The 17,935-nt window shown below is 69.6% G+C and carries 21 protein-coding genes; 16 read left to right on the forward strand and 5 right to left on the reverse strand.

Going from position 1 to position 17,935, the window contains the following annotated elements; all coding sequences use genetic code 11:
* Positions 1-364: 364 nt before the first annotated feature.
* The 16 genes from ACFQ36_RS12105 (at position 365) to ACFQ36_RS12180 (ending at position 12,335) form a co-directional block, all read left to right on the forward strand.
* A complete protein-coding gene (locus ACFQ36_RS12105) occupies positions 365-1,255 on the forward strand; it encodes a VOC family protein (RefSeq protein WP_377013950.1) in 891 nt (296 codons plus the stop codon).
* 70 nt (positions 1,256-1,325) lie between these two features.
* Positions 1,326-1,790 (forward strand): hypothetical protein, encoded by a 465-nt coding sequence (locus ACFQ36_RS12110; protein ID WP_377013952.1) that lies wholly within the window; start codon positions 1,326-1,328, stop codon positions 1,788-1,790.
* A 212-nt stretch (positions 1,791-2,002) separates the two neighbouring features.
* Complete coding sequence (gene rpsP / locus ACFQ36_RS12115; protein WP_377013954.1) at positions 2,003-2,428, forward strand: 30S ribosomal protein S16; 426 nt, start codon at positions 2,003-2,005, stop codon at positions 2,426-2,428.
* Entirely contained in the window at positions 2,429-2,671 is a 243-nt protein-coding gene (locus ACFQ36_RS12120; RefSeq protein WP_168486728.1) for an RNA-binding protein, read from the forward strand.
* A gap of 109 nt (positions 2,672-2,780) precedes the next feature.
* A complete protein-coding gene (gene rimM, locus ACFQ36_RS12125; protein WP_377013956.1) occupies positions 2,781-3,329 on the forward strand; it encodes a ribosome maturation factor RimM in 549 nt (182 codons plus the stop codon).
* Positions 3,330-4,154 (forward strand): tRNA (guanosine(37)-N1)-methyltransferase TrmD, encoded by an 825-nt coding sequence (gene trmD / locus ACFQ36_RS12130; RefSeq protein WP_377013958.1) that lies wholly within the window; start codon positions 3,330-3,332, stop codon positions 4,152-4,154.
* A 216-nt stretch (positions 4,155-4,370) separates the two neighbouring features.
* Entirely contained in the window at positions 4,371-4,730 is a 360-nt protein-coding gene (rplS, locus tag ACFQ36_RS12135) for a 50S ribosomal protein L19 (protein WP_377013960.1), read from the forward strand.
* Between the two features lie 118 nt (positions 4,731-4,848).
* Positions 4,849-5,484, forward strand: a complete 636-nt coding sequence (gene lepB / locus ACFQ36_RS12140) for a signal peptidase I (protein WP_377013962.1) — start codon at positions 4,849-4,851, stop codon at positions 5,482-5,484.
* A 16-nt stretch (positions 5,485-5,500) separates the two neighbouring features.
* Entirely contained in the window at positions 5,501-6,295 is a 795-nt protein-coding gene (gene lepB / locus ACFQ36_RS12145) for a signal peptidase I (RefSeq protein WP_377013964.1), read from the forward strand.
* Between the two features lie 16 nt (positions 6,296-6,311).
* Entirely contained in the window at positions 6,312-7,001 is a 690-nt protein-coding gene (locus ACFQ36_RS12150; protein ID WP_377013966.1) for a ribonuclease HII, read from the forward strand.
* Positions 7,002-7,031: 30 nt separating this feature from the next.
* A complete protein-coding gene (locus tag ACFQ36_RS12155; RefSeq protein WP_377013968.1) occupies positions 7,032-7,358 on the forward strand; it encodes a DUF2469 domain-containing protein in 327 nt (108 codons plus the stop codon).
* A gap of 114 nt (positions 7,359-7,472) precedes the next feature.
* Positions 7,473-7,829 (forward strand): YraN family protein, encoded by a 357-nt coding sequence (locus ACFQ36_RS12160; RefSeq protein WP_377013969.1) that lies wholly within the window; start codon positions 7,473-7,475, stop codon positions 7,827-7,829.
* The gene (locus ACFQ36_RS12165) at positions 7,829-9,376 is read left to right on the forward strand and encodes a YifB family Mg chelatase-like AAA ATPase (protein WP_377013971.1); all 1,548 of its coding nucleotides are present in this window, start codon (positions 7,829-7,831) and stop codon (positions 9,374-9,376) included. The genes ACFQ36_RS12160 and ACFQ36_RS12165 overlap by 1 nt, the downstream gene beginning before the upstream one ends.
* Complete coding sequence (dprA, locus tag ACFQ36_RS12170; RefSeq protein WP_377013973.1) at positions 9,373-10,584, forward strand: DNA-processing protein DprA; 1,212 nt, start codon at positions 9,373-9,375, stop codon at positions 10,582-10,584. The genes ACFQ36_RS12165 and dprA overlap by 4 nt, the downstream gene beginning before the upstream one ends.
* Positions 10,585-10,688: 104 nt before the next feature.
* Positions 10,689-11,639: a tyrosine recombinase XerC gene (locus tag ACFQ36_RS12175; protein ID WP_377013975.1), complete on the forward strand. Its 951-nt coding sequence runs from the start codon at positions 10,689-10,691 to the stop codon at positions 11,637-11,639.
* A 192-nt stretch (positions 11,640-11,831) separates the two neighbouring features.
* Entirely contained in the window at positions 11,832-12,335 is a 504-nt protein-coding gene (locus tag ACFQ36_RS12180) for a DUF3145 domain-containing protein (protein WP_377013977.1), read from the forward strand.
* A 105-nt stretch (positions 12,336-12,440) separates the two neighbouring features.
* Here ACFQ36_RS12180 and fabF read toward each other — a convergent pair whose 3' ends face one another.
* From fabF to ACFQ36_RS12205, 5 genes are all read right to left on the reverse strand, one after another.
* Positions 12,441-13,676: a beta-ketoacyl-ACP synthase II gene (fabF, locus tag ACFQ36_RS12185; protein ID WP_377013979.1), complete on the reverse strand. Its 1,236-nt coding sequence runs from the start codon at positions 13,674-13,676 to the stop codon at positions 12,441-12,443.
* Positions 13,677-13,783: 107 nt separating this feature from the next.
* Positions 13,784-14,029, reverse strand: coding sequence for an acyl carrier protein (locus ACFQ36_RS12190; RefSeq protein WP_377013980.1), 246 nt, complete (start codon positions 14,027-14,029; stop codon positions 13,784-13,786).
* A 91-nt stretch (positions 14,030-14,120) separates the two neighbouring features.
* On the reverse strand, positions 14,121-15,176 hold the full coding sequence (locus ACFQ36_RS12195) for a beta-ketoacyl-ACP synthase III (RefSeq protein WP_377013986.1): 1,056 nt from the start codon (positions 15,174-15,176) through the stop codon (positions 14,121-14,123).
* A gap of 14 nt (positions 15,177-15,190) precedes the next feature.
* Positions 15,191-16,168: an ACP S-malonyltransferase gene (locus ACFQ36_RS12200; protein WP_377013982.1), complete on the reverse strand. Its 978-nt coding sequence runs from the start codon at positions 16,166-16,168 to the stop codon at positions 15,191-15,193.
* 94 nt (positions 16,169-16,262) lie between these two features.
* Positions 16,263-17,528, reverse strand: coding sequence for a PucR family transcriptional regulator (locus ACFQ36_RS12205; RefSeq protein WP_377013984.1), 1,266 nt, complete (start codon positions 17,526-17,528; stop codon positions 16,263-16,265).
* Between the last annotated feature and the right edge of the window lie 407 nt (positions 17,529-17,935).

Here is a 17,935-nt window from a genome sequence, read left to right on the forward strand (position 1 = left end):
GCCGTCGCCGGTGCGGCCGCCGCCGCGCTCTACCGCTCCGCGGCCCGGCGTCCGGCCAGCACTGCGGGCTTCCTTCGGGCCGGGGCGCTGACGCTGGCCGTCCAGGCCGCGGGAGATCTGGCCTTCTACGGGTACCTGAAGTACCGCAACCGCCGGCGCTGACGCATTTTCGGGACCGGCCTGGGGCTGTGGCCGGCCTGGCCCTGCGGTTCCATGGCTGCGCGGCCCGAGTTCCTTTGCAATGCCGGCTTCGCCGTCCGCGACGCGGGCCGGTTCCAGGTATCCCGCCGGCGCCTGGGGGCCGAGCGGATCGGCGACGGCGGCGGGGCTGGAATAAACATGAAGCTTCAAGTATTCTATTTACATGAACCTTCAAGCAAGCAGCCAGGACCTCCTTTCCGCCGACCTGACCATGGGTACCGTCATGCTCAAGGTGGGCGACATGGGCAAGATGGTTGCCTACTACCAGCAGGCGCTCGGCCTCGACCCGGTGGCCGAGGGGCTCGGCGGCGTCTACCTGGGCCGCGGCACCACGCCCCTGGTGCACCTGGCGCCGGCGGCCGGGCTGCAGCTGCCCTCCCGCGGCGAAGCGGGCCTGTTCCACACCGCCTTCCTCTTCGGGGACCGCTCCGCGCTGGCGGCCACCGTCGCCACCGCCGCGCAGTACGAGCCCCGGGCCTTCGTCGGCAGTGCGGACCATCTGGTCAGCGAGGCGTTCTACTTCACCGACCCCGAGGGCAACGGCATCGAGCTGTATTTTGACAAGCCCCGGGAAGCCTGGGAATGGACCACCACCGCGGACGGCCGCAGGGAAGTCCACATGGACAGCCTGGCCCTGCCGCCGCAGGTGTTCCTGCAGCAGAACCTCACCGAGGAGTCGCTGGCGAAGCAGCGCCAGGAAGGCGCCGCCATCGGCCACGTCCACCTGCAGGTGGGTGACACGCAGACCGCCGAGCAGTTCTATGTCAACACCCTCGGCTTCGAGCGCACCGCCGGGTGGCACGGGCAGGCCATCTTCGTCTCTGCCGGCGGCTACCACCACCACATGGCCATGAATGTCTGGAACAGCCGCGGCGCCGGTCCGCGCAAGGACACCCTGGGCCTGGGCGAGGTGCTGATCCACGTGCCGCACCAGGACGAAGTCGGCGCCCTGGCCGAGCGCCTCGCCTTCGCGGGCGTCGCCCATCACCATACGGGGGCGGAGCTGCGCTTCGAGGATCCGTGGCGCAACCGGCTGCGCGTGGCAGCAGCCTGACCGGGATTTCCACGCGCCGGAGCGGATGGCTACGCTGGGGAGGACCAGATCGTCCAGCGCGGGAGCAGGCATGTCCAGTATCACCGAAGTCTTCATCGCCACCCATGAGGCCGCGGTTCGCCGGGCCGCCGCCCTGGATGCTTCCGCGGCGGGCAGTCCGGCCGCCGACCTGCCCGACGCGCCGCATGCCCGGATCAACGGCATCACGGACCTGGAGCTCGAGATCCTCGGGACCCTCGCCGGCAAGGCGGTGCATGCCGACGAGGAGGCCGCGTTGCATCTGGCCGACGTCGCCAGCGATACGCTCATGGTCGTGCCCGACTCCATGGTCCGCTCCCTGGCGGAGCTGCTCACCCGGACCGACGACGAGGGCGCGTCCCTGATCCCGGACGTCGCCGAGGCGTGGGCCTCGGAGGAAGACATGCCGTTCAGCGGCCCGGAGGCCGAGGAGACGGTCCGCCGGATCGCCGAACTGGCAGCCTCCGTGCCGGAGGATGACCGCCAGCAGCTCTACGTCTGGAGCATCTCGACCTGAACTGCCCGGCCGGCGCCGCAGCCGGCACGGATCGTAACGCACCGGCCCAACTCGCGCGGACTGGACAGTATCTGGCACAATGGACAGGTACTCGATCCGCGCGGACCCTCTCTCCGCGCGTGCATCTTGTCCTTAGAGCCCCAACCATGGCCCGCCCCACGGGAGCAGACATACGGGCTCGCCCACTTTCAGAACCAGGAGTGACCACAAGAGTGGCCGTAAAGATTCGCCTTAAGCGCTTCGGTAAGATGCGCCAGCCGTTCTACCGCATCGTTGTCATGGACTCCCGCGCCAAGCGCGACGGCCGTGCCATCGAGGAGATCGGCAAGTACCACCCGACCGAGGAGCCCTCGTTCATCGAGGTCAAGTCGGACCGCGCCCAGTACTGGCTCGGTGTCGGCGCGCAGCCGACCGAGCAGGTTGCCGCGATCTTCAAGATCACCGGCGACTGGCAGAAGTTCAAGGGACTGCCGGGCCAGGAAGGCACCTTGAAGACCAAGGCCGGCAAGGAGGCCTTCGTGGTTCCCGAGAAGGACTCCGTCATCATCCCCGAGGCCATCACCAAGAAGGCCAAGGCCGAAGACGAAGCCCCGGCCGCGGAAGCCGAGCCTGCCGACGAGACGGCAAAGGCAGAGTAAATGCTGGCGGAGGCGCTCGAGCATCTGGTCCGCGGCATTGTTGACAGCCCTGAGGATGTCAAGGTCGCGATGAAGAACAACCGCCGCGGAGATATCATCGAAGTGCGCGTTCACCAGGATGACTTGGGCCGCGTCATCGGCCGCCAGGGCCGGACCGCCCGCGCGCTGCGCACCGTGATCAACGCCCTGCCGGGCGGCGAGCAGGTACGCGTGGACGTGGTGGACACGGACCGCCGCCGCTGAGCATCGCTCGGCCCGCGCCCAGGCGCGGAGCAGGCAAAAACACAGCCTCCGGCTCCTGCACCAGATAATGGTTCAGGAGCCGGAGGTTTTTTCACGGATGAGGAGAATCATGCAGGTACAGGTTGCGCGGATCGGCAGGCCCCACGGCATCCGCGGGGAAGTCACCGTGCAGGTGCTCACCGATGCCCCGGACGACCGTTTCGTCCCCGACGCCGAATTCGTGGTGGAGCCGGCCGGGCTCGGGCCGCTGACGCTGCGCAGCGCCCGCTGGAACAAGGAGATCCTGCTGCTGGCCTTCCACGAGGTGCCGGACCGGAACCGGGCCGAGGAACTGCGCGGGGCCCGGCTGTTCCTCGAAATCGGGGATGCCGGGAATGAGGACGACGCCTGGTACGAGCACGAGCTGGTGGGCCTGGTTGTGCTGGTGGAAGGCCGCGAGGTCGGCAAGGTGTCCGGGCTGAACACGATGCCGGCCCAGGACCTGCTGGTGGTCGAGGCACTGAACGGGGAGGAAGTGCTGGTCCCGTTCGTGACCGCCATCGTGCCCGAGGTGGATATCGAGGCCGGCTTCGTGCGGCTGACCCCGCCCGCCGGGCTGTTCGAGCTCAATGCCCCGGATGCGGGCGGCGAGCCGGACGACGGCGGCGGGGTGCGCTAGGTGCGCATCGACGTCGTCAGCATCTTCCCGGAATACCTGGCCGCCCTGGACCTGTCCCTGATCGGCAAGGCCCGGCGGGAGGGGCTGCTGCAGCTGCACGTGCACGACCTGCGGGACTTCACCGCGGACCGGCACCGGACCGTGGACGATACTCCCTATGGCGGGGGAGCCGGCATGGTGATGAAGCCCGAGCCGTGGGCCCTGGCCCTGGAATCCATCCTGGCCGGCCGCCCGGCCCCTGCGGAGTCCGGCAGTCGGGCTGCCCGCCCCGTCCTGATCGTCCCCTCGCCCGCGGGCGAGGTCTTCAACCAGGCGCTGGCCTATGAACTGGCCGAAGAGGACCATCTGGTCTTCGCCTGCGGCCGTTACGAAGGCATCGACGAGCGCGTGCTGGAATGGGCCGCCCAGGCCTTTACCGTCCGGCCGGTCAGCCTCGGCGACTACGTGCTCAACGGCGGGGAAGTGGCGGTGCTGGCAATGGTGGAGGCCATCGGCAGGCTGCTGCCCGGTGTCGTCGGCAATCCCGAATCCCTCGTGGAGGAATCCCACTCGGACGGGCTGCTGGAGTACCCGGTCTACACCAAGCCCTCCGAGTGGCGCGGCCGGGGCATCCCCGAGGTGCTGCTCAGCGGCAACCATGCCCGGATTGCGCGGCACCGCCGGGATGAGCAGCTCCGGCGCACCGCCGCGCGCCGCCCGGACCTGATCGAGGCGCTGGACCCGGCCGGCCTGGACAAGGCGGACAAGGCCACCCTGGAGGGCCTCGGCTACGCCGTCACGCCTGACGGGGTCCGGGCGGTGCAGGCGTCGGAGCGGACGTCCTGAATTGTTGCGGGCGCCCGGCATGTGGCAGAATGAATGACTGTGTTTGCTGGGTTCGCGCCTGCCACAGGGGGCCGCGCAGCCAACAGCCAAATACGCCGTCGGCCGATTCCCGGACCCGGCGGTCACTGAATTTTCGGCACCCGTGGCCCGCACTTGGCGGGCGCCGTGGCCGTGATCTACGTGAATGACCTGTGGCGTTCACCAGGAGTGATGAAAATGCATATCCTCGACGCAGTCGACGCCGCCTCCCTGCGCAGTGACATCCCCGAGTTCCGTCCCGGTGACACCGTGAAGGTCCACGTGAACATCATCGAAGGCAAGAACACCCGTATCCAGGTGTTCCAGGGCTTCGTGATGGGACGCCAGGGCGACGGCGTCCGCGAGACTTTCACCGTCCGCAAGGTGTCCTTCGGTGTTGGCGTGGAGCGCACCTTCCCGGTACATTCCCCGATCATCGACCGGATCGAGGTCGTCACCAGGGGTGACGTGCGCCGGGCGAAGCTGTACTACATGCGCGACCGCCACGGCAAGGCCGCCAAGATCAAGGAGAAGCGCGACTACACCGCCGCCAAGTAATCCGGTTTGCCCGAGCAACTTCGGATTAACTGAGCTGGCAGTGCAGCAGCCTTCGGCCGACCACGCTACATCCGGTCGGCAGCCAAAACGCCGGTCCGGATTCCCGGGCTGGCGTTTTGTGTGCCTGGCCCTGGTGTCGGCGGTGCTGGCCAGCGCCGCCGTCCGCGCCACGCTGGTGGATGTGTACTACATCCCCTCCGGCTCAATGGAGCCGCTGCTGCAGGCCGGGGACCGGGTGCTGGTCTCGCGCACGGACTACCGGTCCGGACCGGTCCGGCGCGGGGACCTGGTGGTCTTTGACGGCCGGGGCACCTTCGCACCGTTCCGCAGCGGCAACCCGCCGGTCGTGGACGCCGTGGCCGGGCTGGGACAGTGGCTCGGCGTCGCCGGCAGCGACACGGTCTATGTCAAGCGCGTGATCGGGCTGCCCGGAGACACCGTGGCCTGCTGCGCGCCCGACGGACGCCTAACGGTCAACGGCACGCCCGTGACGGAGGAGTATGTTTTTCCCGGCGACGAACCCAGCCGGATAAAGTTCACCGCCGAGGTGCCGGCAGGGAGGCTGTGGCTGATGGGGGACCACCGGTCCGTGTCCGCCGACTCCAGGTCTCTGCTGGGAGCCCCCGGTGGCGGTATGGTTCCAATAGACCGGGTCATCGGCCGGCCGCTGGGCATCATCTGGCCGCTGGGGCGCAGCGCAGTACTGGAGCGGACGCCGCTCGGCGGGCCGGCAGGAACGGACGAAGGACAGTGAGTCAAGGACTGTGAAGATGGAGCAGGATCCCGCGGACAACCCGGAGACCCGTACCGGCACCGGAGGGCCCGGCCGGAGCGGCCGCCGGGCGGGCAAACACGGCGGGTCCGGGACGGCGCGCTCGCCGCTGCTGTCCTGGTTGCGCGAAATCGGCATCATCATCGGGGTGGCGCTGGTGCTGTCCTTCCTGATCAAGACCTTCCTGTTCCGCGCCTTCTACATCCCGTCCACCTCGATGGAGGACACCTTGGAAGTGGACGACAGGATCTTCGTGAACCTGCTGGTGCCGGAGCCGTTCGCGCTCAGCAGGGGTGACGTCGTCGTCTTCCGGGACGACCTGGGCTGGCTGCCGCCGAACGGCACGCACTCGCAGCAGAACTGGTTCCAGCAGGCGCTCACCTTCGTGGGGCTGCTGCCGGACAGCTCCCAGCAGCATCTGGTCAAACGTGTCATCGGCGTGGCCGGGGACCATGTGGTCTGCTGCGACGCGGACGGCCGGATCTCGGTCAACGGCAAGCCCCTGACCGAGCCTTACCTGGCACCCGGTTCGGACAACGAGCGGATCCCCTTCGATGTCACGGTTCCCGAGGGCAAGCTCTGGGTCATGGGGGACAACCGCAACCACTCGGCGGACTCCCGCGAGCACCGGAAGGAATCCTCGCACGGCTTCGTGGACGTGCGGTCGGTGGAAGGCAAGGCCGCGGTGATCGCCTGGCCGCTGGAGCGGATGGGCTTTGTGGGGAACTACCCCGAAGTGTTCGACGGCGTTCCCGCCCGGCAGGCGGCCCCGGTGCGGAACGACGGGCAGTAGCCGGGACGGGACCGGAATGACCAAGGACGCCACCCTGCGCTTCGAGCGGTCCTTCGCCGCCGACGGCCACCGCTTTGTGGCCGGGGCGGACGAGGTCGGCCGCGGGGCGCTGGCCGGGCCGGTCAGCGTCGGCATGGTGGTGGTGGACACCGCCGGCGTGAAGCACCTGAAAGGGGTGCGGGACAGCAAGCTGCTGGCGCCTGCCAACCGCGAGCTGCTGGTGCCGCGGATCCGCTCCAGGGCCGCGGCCTGGGCCGTGGGGCACGCCACCGCGGCCGAGATCGACGAGTTCGGTCTGACCGCCGCGCTGCGCCTGGCCGGCACGCGCGCCTGGCTGCAGGTCTGCGCCGTGGTGCGCCCGGACATCGTGATCCTGGACGGCAACCACAACTGGCTCTCGCCCGCCCAGGCGACCTTGTTCGATGCCCTCGGCGCCGCCGACGACGGCACCGGCTGCGATGCTCCGGTGCGCACCCGGATCAAGGCGGACCTGCAGTGCCTGAGCGTGGCGGCAGCGAGTGTGCTGGCCAAGGTGGAACGGGACGCGATGATGGCCAGGCTGGCGCTGGAGCACCCCGGTTACGGCTGGGAAGTGAACAAGGGCTATGCCACCGAGGCGCACCGGGCCGCGATCCTGGCCCAGGGAGCCTGCGAATTCCACCGGCGGAGCTGGCGGCTGGCCCCGCCCTTTCCGGACGGAGTCTGAACTCTCGCCGGCGTGGGGGAAGATAGAGGTATGAGCGCCGAAGATCTTGAGAACTATGAGACGGACATGGAGCTGCAGCTCTACCGGGAGTACCGGGACGTTGCCGGGCTTTTCAGCTATGTGGTGGAGACGGAGCGGCGCTTCTACCTGGCCAACCACGTGGATCTGCAGGCCCGCTCGGCCGACGGCGAAATCTACTTCGACCTGACGCTGCAGGATGCCTGGGTCTGGGACGTCTATCGTTCGGCCCGCTTCGTCAAGAGCGTCAGGGTGATTACCTTCAAGGACGTCAACATCGAGGAACTGACCAAGAACGACGATCTGGCCCTGCCCAAGGACGGCGGTCTGGGACACTGACGCGCCGCACCGCCCTCCGGGTCCCTTCCTCCACAGGGCCGGGCTCCGGAGGGCCGTCCACAGGTCCGCGGCCGGTCCTGTGCCGGCCCTCCGGAACCGGGCACGCTGGAGGGCATGAGACCCAAAGACATACTCGGCAGGCACGGCGAGGAACTCGCCGCCGGTTTCGTCGAACGCTCCGGCCAGCGTGTGCTGGACCGCAACTGGCGCGGACCGGCGGGGGAACTGGACATCGTTGCGCTGGAGGGTGCCACCGTGGTGGTGTCCGAGGTGAAGACCCGGCGGAATCCTGACTTCGGGCATCCCTTCGAAGCAATCACCCAGGCCAAGGTCCACCGGCTGCAAATCGTTGCCCGGCAGTGGCTGCGCGCCCACGGGATGGGGGCGGCCGGGCTGCGGATCGACGCCATCGCGGTCCTGGACGACGGCACCGGCCAACCGGTCATCGAGCAGCTGAAGGCGATCGGCTGATGGCGCTGGGCAGGACCTTCGCCGTGGCCCTGGTGGGGCTGGACGGCTATCTGGTCGAGGTTGAAGCGGATATCTCGCAGTCGCTGCCCGCCTTCATCCTGCTGGGGCTGCCGGACGCCTCGCTGAACGAGGCCAGGGACCGGATCAAGTCCGCGGCCAAGAACGCGGGCATCCCGCTGAGCCGGCGGAAGATCACCGTCAACCTCGTACCCGCGTCGCTGCCGAAGAAGGGCTCGGGCTTCGACCTTTCCATCCTGATGTCGGCCCTCCAGGCTGCCGGGGACATCCGGTCGAGCGGGCGGACCGTGTTCATTGCCGAGCTCGGGTTGGACGGCAGGCTGCGGCCGGTGCGGGGTGTGCTGCCGGCCGTCATGGCGGCAGTGCGCGGGGGATGTCCGGACGTGGTGGTGGCCGCCGGCAATGCCGCCGAGGCGCGGCTGGTGCCCGGCGCCATGGTCAGCAGTTTCGACACCCTCGCCGAGGTCCTGCTGGCCTTCGGCGCGGATCCGGGCCGGCTGCTGCTCCAGGAGGCCGTCGGGATGCCGCAGGCGGGCAGGGAAACGGCCGCGGACCGCCCGGCGCCACCGGAACCGGACATGGCCGATGTCGTCGGCCAGCACGCCGCCAGGACGGCGCTGGAGATCGCTGCGGCCGGAGGGCATCATCTGGTGATGGTCGGGCCCCCCGGCGCCGGCAAGACGATGCTGGCCGAGAGGCTGCCGGGCATCCTGCCTGATCTGCCGGACCACCAGGCCATGGAGGTGACGGCCATCCACTCCCTGAGCAGCACCACCGAGCACCTGACCGAACTGATCCGCCGACCGCCATTCGAGAGCCCGCACCATACAGCCACCGGCCCGGCCATTGTCGGCGGGGGTCCGGGCGTGCCCCGGCCCGGGGCGGCATCCCGGGCCCACCGCGGCGTGCTGTTCCTGGACGAGGCGCCGGAGTTCGACCGGACGGTGCTGGACGCCCTCCGGCAGCCCCTGGAGAGCGGCAGCCTGGTCATCCACAGGGCGTCCGGCACCGCCAGCTATCCGGCACGGTTCCAGCTGGTGATGGCCGCCAACCCCTGCCCGTGCGGGATGTCCGGAGGGAAGGGGCTCGAGTGCGTCTGCAGCCCGAACCAACGCCGCAGGTATTTCGGCCGGCTGTCCCGGCCGCTGGTGGACCGGATCGACCTGCAGCTGACCCTGCAGCGGATCTCGATGGCGGATATTGCCGCCGGTGATGCGGCTGAGCCCAGCAGCCGGATTGCCGGACGCGTGGGGGCCGCCCGTGCCGCCCAGCGCGAACGCCTGGCCCGATGGGGACATGATGTCAATGCCGAAGTCGGCGCCGCGCTGCTGAAGAAGGAGCTGAGGCCGCCGCGGAAGGCCACCGGGGACTTGGACCGGGCCATGGAACTGCAGGTGTTGACCGGACGGGGCTACAGCAGGGTGCTGCGTGTCGCCTGGACGATGGCGGACCTGCAGGGCCTGGGCAGTCCGGACCGGGACTGCGTCGGCACCGCCCTGTCCTTCCGGCAGCAGCTGGCTGCCGCATGAACGCCGAATCCAGCCGGCAGGCACGCCGGGCCCGCGCCGCGCTGTCGAGGCTGATGGAGCCCACGGACTGGGTCGGCCTGGCCCTGGTTGCCGTTGCGGGCCCGGTGGACGCCCTCCGGATCGCCACCGGGGAGCTCGCGGCGGGAACCGCGTTGCAGGATGAACTGGCCGGCGTGCTTGACCGCGGACCTGGCAAGGGGTCCGGCGCGCTGCTGGCCGAGGCGCTGCAGCGGTGGGCCCCGCGCGTCAAGGACCTTGCGCCGGACCGGGACCTGGCTACTATCGCCCGCTTCGGCGGGGCGCTGCTGGTACCTGGCGATGAGCTGTGGCCGCCCGCCTTGGCCGACCTGCAGCTGGGCGCACCGCTGTGCCTGTGGGTCCGGGGCAGCTTCCAGGCCGGGATTGCCCCGGCAGGCCGTGCGGTGGCCCTGGTTGGCTCCCGGGACAGCACCGGCTACGGCAATGCCGTCGCGGGGGACCTGGCCGCCGGCCTGGTCCAGCAGGGCTGCTGCATTGTCTCCGGCGGCGCCTACGGCATCGACGCCCAGGCGCACCGCTCCGCCCTGGCCGCCGCCGAAGGACCCGGACCTGCCACGGTGGCCGTGATGGCCTGCGGGCTGGACCGGTACTATCCGGCCGGCAACGAGGAACTGCTGCGGGCAGTGGCGGACCGCGGCCTGCTGATCGCGGAGGTTCCGCCGGGAGCGGCTCCCACCCGCTGGCGCTTCCTGCAGCGGAACCGGTTAATTGCCGCACTCGCCGGCGCCACCGTCGTGGTGGAGGCCCGGTGGCGTTCCGGCGCACTCAACACCGCCCACCACGCGGCCGAGCTCGGCCGGCCGGTCGGCGCCGTGCCCGGTTCGGTGTACTCGGCGAATTCGGCGGGCACGCACCGGCTGCTCCGGGACGGCAGCGCCGTCTGCGTTACCGGGGCGGCCGAGGTGGCGGAGCTGCTGGGCCCGGTGGATGCGGCCGCCGGTGCGGAGAACGGCGGCTGGCAGGCGCAGCCGGCCGACCACGACGGCCTGGGCGTGGAGGATTTGCTGCTGCTTGACGCCCTGCCGGTGCGCCGGGGTGTCACGGCCGAACGGCTGGCCGTTGTTGCCGGGCTGCCGGTACCGCGCGTGCTCGCCGGCCTCGGGCGCCTGGAGATCGGTTCCCTGGCGGTCCAGGACGCCACGGGCTGGCGCCGCGGCCGCCGGGGGTGACAGTCCCGGCCGGGCGCGGCCCGGGTACTGTGCCCCGGCAGGTTGCGGTCTGCTCCGTGCGCCTCCTTGAGTTACGGCCCGCGGGGAACCAGAGTTGAAGAGTGATGCGCAGCGATGGACCCGGCCCCGGCGGACAGCCGCCCCTGCCGCGCGGGTTTGCTTCCGCCGTCCAGGACTTCGCGCGCTACCTGAAGGCGGAGCGTGCGCGCAGCGACCACACGGTGCGGGCCTACACGGCCGATGTCACGGACCTGCTTTCCTACGCGCTCGGAGCCGGGGCGGCCACGCTGCCGGAGCTCACCCTGGGCATCCTGCGCTCCTGGCTTGGAACGATGAGCTCGGCCGGGCAGGCACGCGCTACCATCGCACGGCGCGCCGTCGCGGCCAGGACGTTCACGGCCTGGGCGCTGCGCGAGGAGCTCATCGCGGAGGACCCGGCGCTGCGGCTGCGGGCCCCGAGGCGGGAGCGGACCCTCCCTGCGGTCCTGCAGCAGGCCCAGATGAAGTCCCTCTTCGGGAACCTGGCCGCCGAGGCCGCCGAGGGCGGACCGGTCCCGCTGCGGAACCGGGCCATGGTGGAGCTGTTCTATGCGACGGGAATTCGGGTCAGCGAGCTCGTCGGACTGGACCTCGAGGACGTGGACCACGAACGGCGTACCGTCCGCGTGCTGGGCAAGGGCAACAAGGAACGGACCGTGCCCTTTGGGGTGCCCGCCGCCGCCGCGTTGGATGACTGGCTGCGGCGCGGGCGCGGCCGGCTGGCCACGGAGGCCAGCGGGGCGGCCCTGTTCCTCGGCCGGCGGGGCCGCCGCGTCGATGCCCGCCAGGTGCGCTCAGTCGCGGCGAAGCTGTTCGGGCAGCTGGGGGACACCTCGGCCAGCAGCCCCCACGCCCTCCGGCACAGTGCTGCCACGCACCTGCTCGACGGCGGGGCGGACCTGAGGTCGGTCCAGGAGATCCTGGGGCACAGCAGCCTGGCCACCACCCAGATCTACACGCACGTCTCGGTCGACAGGCTCCGCAAGAGCTACGAACAGGCGCATCCGCGGGCCTGATTGTAAGGCAAATCAAAGGGAAGCGTGGCACAAATATAGTTACACTGGCAGAAAGCCGCCTCATGCGGCAGAATGAGTGCCGTACTTAGGGAGGGGTAGAAATAGCAACACTGTAACTATCTTGTGCCGGACGGCTGTCCGCTTGCTGCAGATCGTAGGGGAAGACGTATCTACAGCAAATAGGAGGATGGGATGTCTGTTGTGATGACGCGTGGGGTTCTTTTTGTGCATTCGGCACCGACTGCACTGTGCCCGCACATCGAGTGGGCCATTGGATCCGTGGTGGACAAACGCACGGATCTTGAGTGGACCCCGCAACCGGCCGCGCCGGGCATGTACCGGGCCGAGTTGTCATGGGTCGGCCCGCAGGGAACCGGTGCCATGCTGGCCTCGGCCCTGCGGGGCTGGGCCCATCTGCGCTACGAGGTCACCGAGGAGCCCAGCAGCGGCGTGGACGGCGGGCGGTGGTCCCACACTCCCGAGCTTGGCATCTTCCATGCCATCACGGACGTCCACGGCAACATCATGGTCTCGGAGGACCGCATCCGGTATGCCTACGAGTCCGGCGCCGGCGATCCGGCCGCGGTCTACCACGAGCTGTCCCTGGCGCTGGGGGAGGCCTGGGACGAGGAACTGGAGCCGTTCCGCCATGCCGCCGAGGGAGCGCCCGTCCGCTGGCTGCACCAGGTCGGCTAGGACCGCTGCACCCACCTCCCGCTGGGAACGTCTGAGAACGCCGAAGGGCGGCCAAGCCGATGCTTGGCCGCCCTTCGCTTATCCGGGCGCAACGGGCCCGGACCTTTAGATGCTGCGGAACACCACCACGGCGTTGTGTCCGCCGAAGCCGAAGGAGTTGTTCAGCGCCACGATGTCACCCTGGGGCAGGTTCCGGGCAGAGGTGACCACGTCCAGCGGAATCTCCGGGTCCTGGTGCTCCAGGTTGATGGTGACCGGGGCCTGGCGCTCATAGATGGCCAGCGCGGTCATCACCGATTCCACGGCACCGGAGGCACCAAGCAGGTGGCCGGTCTGGGACTTGGTGGCCGAGACCGCCAGGTTGTCCACGTGGCTGCCGAAGGCCGCCTTCAGGGCCGTGTACTCCGGCTTGTCACCCACCGGCGTGGAGGTGGCGTGGGCATTGATGTGCACCACGTCCTCGGGCTGGACGCGCGCATCGAACATGGCGGCCTTCAGCGCCCGGGTGGCACCCAGGCCCTCGGGGTCCGGGGCGGTGATGTGGTAGGCATCAGCGGTGACGCCGGCACCGGCCAGTTCGGCGTAGATCCGCGCGCCGCGGGCCAGGGCGTGTTCCTCGGCCTCCAGCACCAGCGCACCGGCGCCTTCCCCCATCACGAAACCGTCGCGGTCGATATCGTAGGGCCGGGAGGCATGCTCCGGGTCGTCGTTGCGCCTGGACAGCGCCTGCATGGCACTGAACGCGGCGATCGGCATCGGGTGGATCGCAGCCTCGGCGCCGCCGGTCATGACCACGTCGGCCTTGCCGGTGCGGATCAGTTCAATGCCGAGGGAGAGAGCCTCGGTGCCCGAGGCACAGGCGGAGACCGGGGTGTGCGCTCCGGCGCGGGCCCCGAGGTCCATGCTCACCGCCGCCGCCGGCCCGTTGGGCATCAGCATCGGCACGGTCATCGGCAGGACGCGGCGGGGTCCCTTTTCGCGCAGGGTGTCCCAGGCGTCCAGCAGCGTCCAGACCCCGCCGATGCCGGTGGCGAAGGCCACGGCCAGCCGGTCGTGGTCGATCTCCTCAATACCCGAATCCTTCCAGGCCTCGCGGGCGGCGACGACGGCGAACTGGGTGGAGGGATCCATGCGCTTGGCCTCGACACGGGTGAGGACCTCGTCGGCCTGGTTGGAGGCGCGGCAGGCGAACGTGACCGGAAGGTTGAAGTCGGCTACCCAGTCATCCTCGAGCGTGTGGGCACCGGAGACGCCCTTGAGCGCGTTCCTCCACATCGTGGGCACATCGCCACCGATGGGCGTGGTGGCACCGAGACCGGTGATGACTACTTTGCGTGGCATTGGCTCAATCTCTCAAAGTCTTGGGGGAAATCTCAGCGGCGGATGCACAAAGGGGGCGGCCGGACCGTGCCTGGGGGCGGGGCCGGCCGCCGTTCCCTCGCGGCTGGCTATGCCTGGGCGTTGGCGATGTAGTCGACGGCGTCGCCGACGGTCTTGAGGTTCTTGACCTCTTCGTCCGGGATGCGCACGCCGAACTTTTCCTCCGCGTTCACGACGATGGTCATCATGGAGATGGAATCGATGTCCAGGTCGTCGGTGAAGGACTTGTCCAGCTCGACGGCCTCGGGGGCCAGGCCGGTCTCTTCGTTCACGATCTCGGCCAGGCCTGCCAGGATTTCTTCGTTGCTCGCCATGAATGGCTCCTTTTCTCGTGGCGCCGGCGCGGTGTCCGGCAGGGTTGTCAAACCGTTGTCGACGGCTTGGTAAGGGGAAACTCTGAAGATACTACGGCAGGATGATCACCTGCGCGCCGAACACCAGTCCGGCGCCGAAACCGATCTGCAGCGAGAGGCCGCCGGACAGCTGCGGGTTTTCCTGCAGCAGCCGGTGCGTGGCCAGCGGGATGGACGCCGCGGACGTGTTGCCGGCGTCGGAGATGTCCCGGGCCACGACCACGCTCTCGGGCAGTTTCAGCTGCTTGACCATCTCGTCGATGATGCGCATGTTCGCCTGGTGCGGAACGAACGCCGCGAGGTCCTCCGGCTGCACGCCGGCAGCATCCAGGGCACGCTTGGCGGTCTTGGCCATTTCCCAGACCGCCCAGCGGAAGACGGAGGGACCGTCCTGACGCAGCGTTGGCCACAGCTTCCGGCCCCCGTCGTCGTCGCGTTCCTTGGCGGCAGTGGCCAGGGAGCCGGCGGCCTCTGCAGCCAGCGACAGGTCACGGACCTCGAGAAGCGAATGCGTCATGCTGATGACGTCCCACTTGCCGCCGTCGGATCCCCACACGGAGGGACTGATGCCGGGGATGTCCGAGGGGCCGACGACGGCGGCACCGGCACCGTCGCCGAGCAGGAAGGAGATGCTGCGCTCGGTGTTGTCGATGACGTCGGAGAGCTTCTCGGCCCCGACCACCAGCACATACTCGGCGGTCCCGGAGCGGACCAGCGCATCGGCCTGGGCAATCCCGTAGCAGTAGCCGGCGCAGGCGGCGGAAATATCGAAGGCAGGGGCCGGCGTCGCGCCGATCCGGTCGGCCAGCGCGGCGGCGGCGGACGGCGTGGCGTACGGGTGGGACACCGTGGAGACGATGACGGCGCCAAGCTGGGATCCCTCGATGCCGGCTTTCTGCAGCGCCTCCAGGGCGGCAGCTTCGGCCATGTCGATCACCGAGACGTCCGCGGGTGCCCGGTGGCGGGTAACGATGCCGGTGCGCTGGCGGATCCACTCGTCCGAGGACTCGATCCACTGGCAGACGTCCTCGTTGGTCACGATCACGTCCGGGCGGTAGGCGCCCAGGCCCAGGACGCGGGAATGCTCGCGCAGCGGTGACTGCAGCATGGCGGGGGTACTCACTAGTTGACTTCTCCAGATTCGGTTACAGAGCTTGCGTCAGAGACGGCCGGGACGATGCTGCTGTGTTCGGCAACGAACGCACGGGCGGCGTCCAGGTCATCCGGAGTCTTCAGTGCCATGGTGGCAACGCCCTTCATGCCCCGCTTGGCCAGTCCCGTGAGGGTTCCGGCCGGAGGCAGTTCCAGGATTCCGGTAATGCCCGTGGAGAGCATTTCCTCCATGCACAGATCCCAGCGTACCGGCCTGGACACCTGGGCAATGAGGCTGTCCAGGTTCTCCTCGCCGCCGGCCACCGGCTCGCCGTCGTAGTTCGAGAGCAGCGTGAGCACCGGCTGCAGCGGCGTCAGCTGCGGGCGCAGTGCCTCCAGCGCCGCCATGGCCGGCTCCATGTGGACGGTGTGGAAGGCCCCGGCGACCTTCAGCGGGATGATCCGCGCCCTGGCCGGCGGGTTGGCCGCAAGGGCCTGCAGCTGTGCCAGGGTTCCGGCGGCCACGATCTGGCCGCCGCCGTTGGCGTTGGCCGGTGTCAGCCCGGCCCGGGCGATGGCGGCCAGCACCTCGTCCGGGTCACCGCCGAGCACGGCGCTCATGCCGGTCTCGGCCTCGGCTGCGGCCCGGGCCATGGCGTTGGCACGTTCACGCACGAAGGTGATCGCGTCGGCCTCGGTCAGTGCGCCGGCGATGGCCGACGCCGTAATTTCGCCCACCGAGTGCCCCGCGACGACGGTGGACAGATCCAGCGGCGCCCCGTCGGTCAGGACCCGGGCCGCCACCAGGCCGGCGGCCACGATCAGCGGCTGGGCCACGGCGGTGTCCTTGATCGTCTCTTCGTCCGAGACGGTGCCGTGGGCGGCGAGGTCCAGGCCGGCAATGCTGCCCAGTTCGGCGAGATGTTCGGCAACGCCCGGCACTTCCAGCCACCGGCTGAGGAATCCTGGCGTTTGGGAGCCCTGGCCGGGGCAGACGATTGCAAGCACGTATCCAGCTTTCCAAAGACGTTGGGGTTCTTTCGGTGTCCGGGCGAACGAAGCTCACCCGGAGGCTTTGTAGGAAGTCTACAATGCCGCGGTCCTACGGCCGGGCAGGTCCGCGGTCCTGCGCGGGGCGTGCGGCGGCCAGCAGGCGGCCCACCGCCAGGGCTGTCTGCAGCACGAAGGCCTCGCGCGGCAGCAGCGGATCCCAGCCGGTGACGTCGCAAACCCGGCGCAGCCGGTAACGCACCGTGTTGGCGTGCACGAACAGTTCCCGGGCGGTCGCCTCCAGCGAATGTCCCAGTGAAAGATAGCCGGAGAGGGTCTCCACCAGGCCGTTGCCGGCGGTGACCAGCGGCACATAGATGTACTTGTACAGTTCGCGCCGGGCGGCGTCGTCCCCGGACATCACCCGCTCGGGCCACAGGTCGTTGGCCGCCACCGGCCGCGGCGCCCCCGGCCACGCCGGAGCGGCATTGAGCCCGGCAAACGCGGCCTGTGCCGAAGCGCTCGCGTCGATCAGCGAGGCGGCTTCCGGGCCATAGACCACGGGCCCGGGCCCGAAGAGCTCGCTCAGCCGGACAAAGGCGGACCCGAGGTCCCCCTCATGGCTGCCCAGGCCGCCGAGCACCAGGATCAGGCGGTCGCCCTGGATGCCCACGAGCGTGTCATCGGCGAACCGGGCACTGGCCCGGCGCAGTTCGTTGACGAAGGACGGACTGGGCTCGGCGGGGGAACTGCCGACCATCACGGTGATCCGGCCCTGCGACTTCCAGCCCACCGCAGCAATCCGGGAGCGCAGGGCATCGGAGCTCTCGCCGCGCAGGATGGCGTCCACCACCAGGGCCTCCAGGCGGGTGTCCCAGGCGCCGCGGGTTTCGGCCGCCCGGGCATAGACGTCGGCGGCCGCGAAGGCGACCTCGCGCGAGTAGCGCAGCACGGCTTCGCGCAGCGGGGCCTCTCCGGCACCGCCGGCCAGATCCGGCACCTGGTCCTCCACCGCGGCCACGATGACGCGGATCAGCTGCAGGGCGCGCTGGAGGCTGATCGAGCGGGTCAGTTCGGTGGGTGCGGTGCCGAAGACATCGTTCATCACCCAGGCCGGGGACGTGGGCCGCTCGTACCAGGTGACAAAGGAGGCGATCCCCTTCTGCGCCACCAGGCCCAGTGCGGCGCGCTCGTCCGGGCGCAGGCTGCGGTACCAGGGCAGGTCCGTGTCCAGCCGCTTCAGGGTGGCGGTGGACAGCGCCCCGATCTTCGAGCGGAGCCGTTCGAGCAGCTCCGGGTCGCCCTGCTGGCCGGTTCCGGCGGCCCGGGAACGGGCGCGGGAGGGGGCGGCAGGGGACGCGGTGCGGGGCTGGGGCATGCATCGAGCATACGCGCACGGCCGTATCCGGGGACATCCTGGGATTTGTGTGGTTCCTACTAAATCCCTCCTCCTCCGAAGCCAAGATCGGTCAGCAGATGCTCCCCGCCGGCGGAAAGTGGGCAGTAGATGCTTGCTCTTCGCAGAAATTGGCGGCGAAGCGGTCCGGCCGCAGCCGAACACGCCCGCTCGCCGTGGCAGGATCGAACGTTCAAGGCAGGTTCCCCTGCGGAGGCCGCCCGCAGGCCACTTTCTCCCCAAAGGCAACATCTGCCGACCGCTTTCGGCAGGCGGGGAGCATCTGCCGACCAGTTTTTTGCCGGAAGGGAGGGGTCAGGACTCGCCGCCGGCGGTGCCGGAGGTGCCGGCGTTGACGTCGTTGAGCTTGTAGCGCTCGAAGGCCTCCT

This window comes from Arthrobacter sp. GCM10027362, assembly GCF_042679445.1.
In the GTDB taxonomy this organism is placed as follows: domain Bacteria; phylum Actinomycetota; class Actinomycetes; order Actinomycetales; family Micrococcaceae; genus Crystallibacter.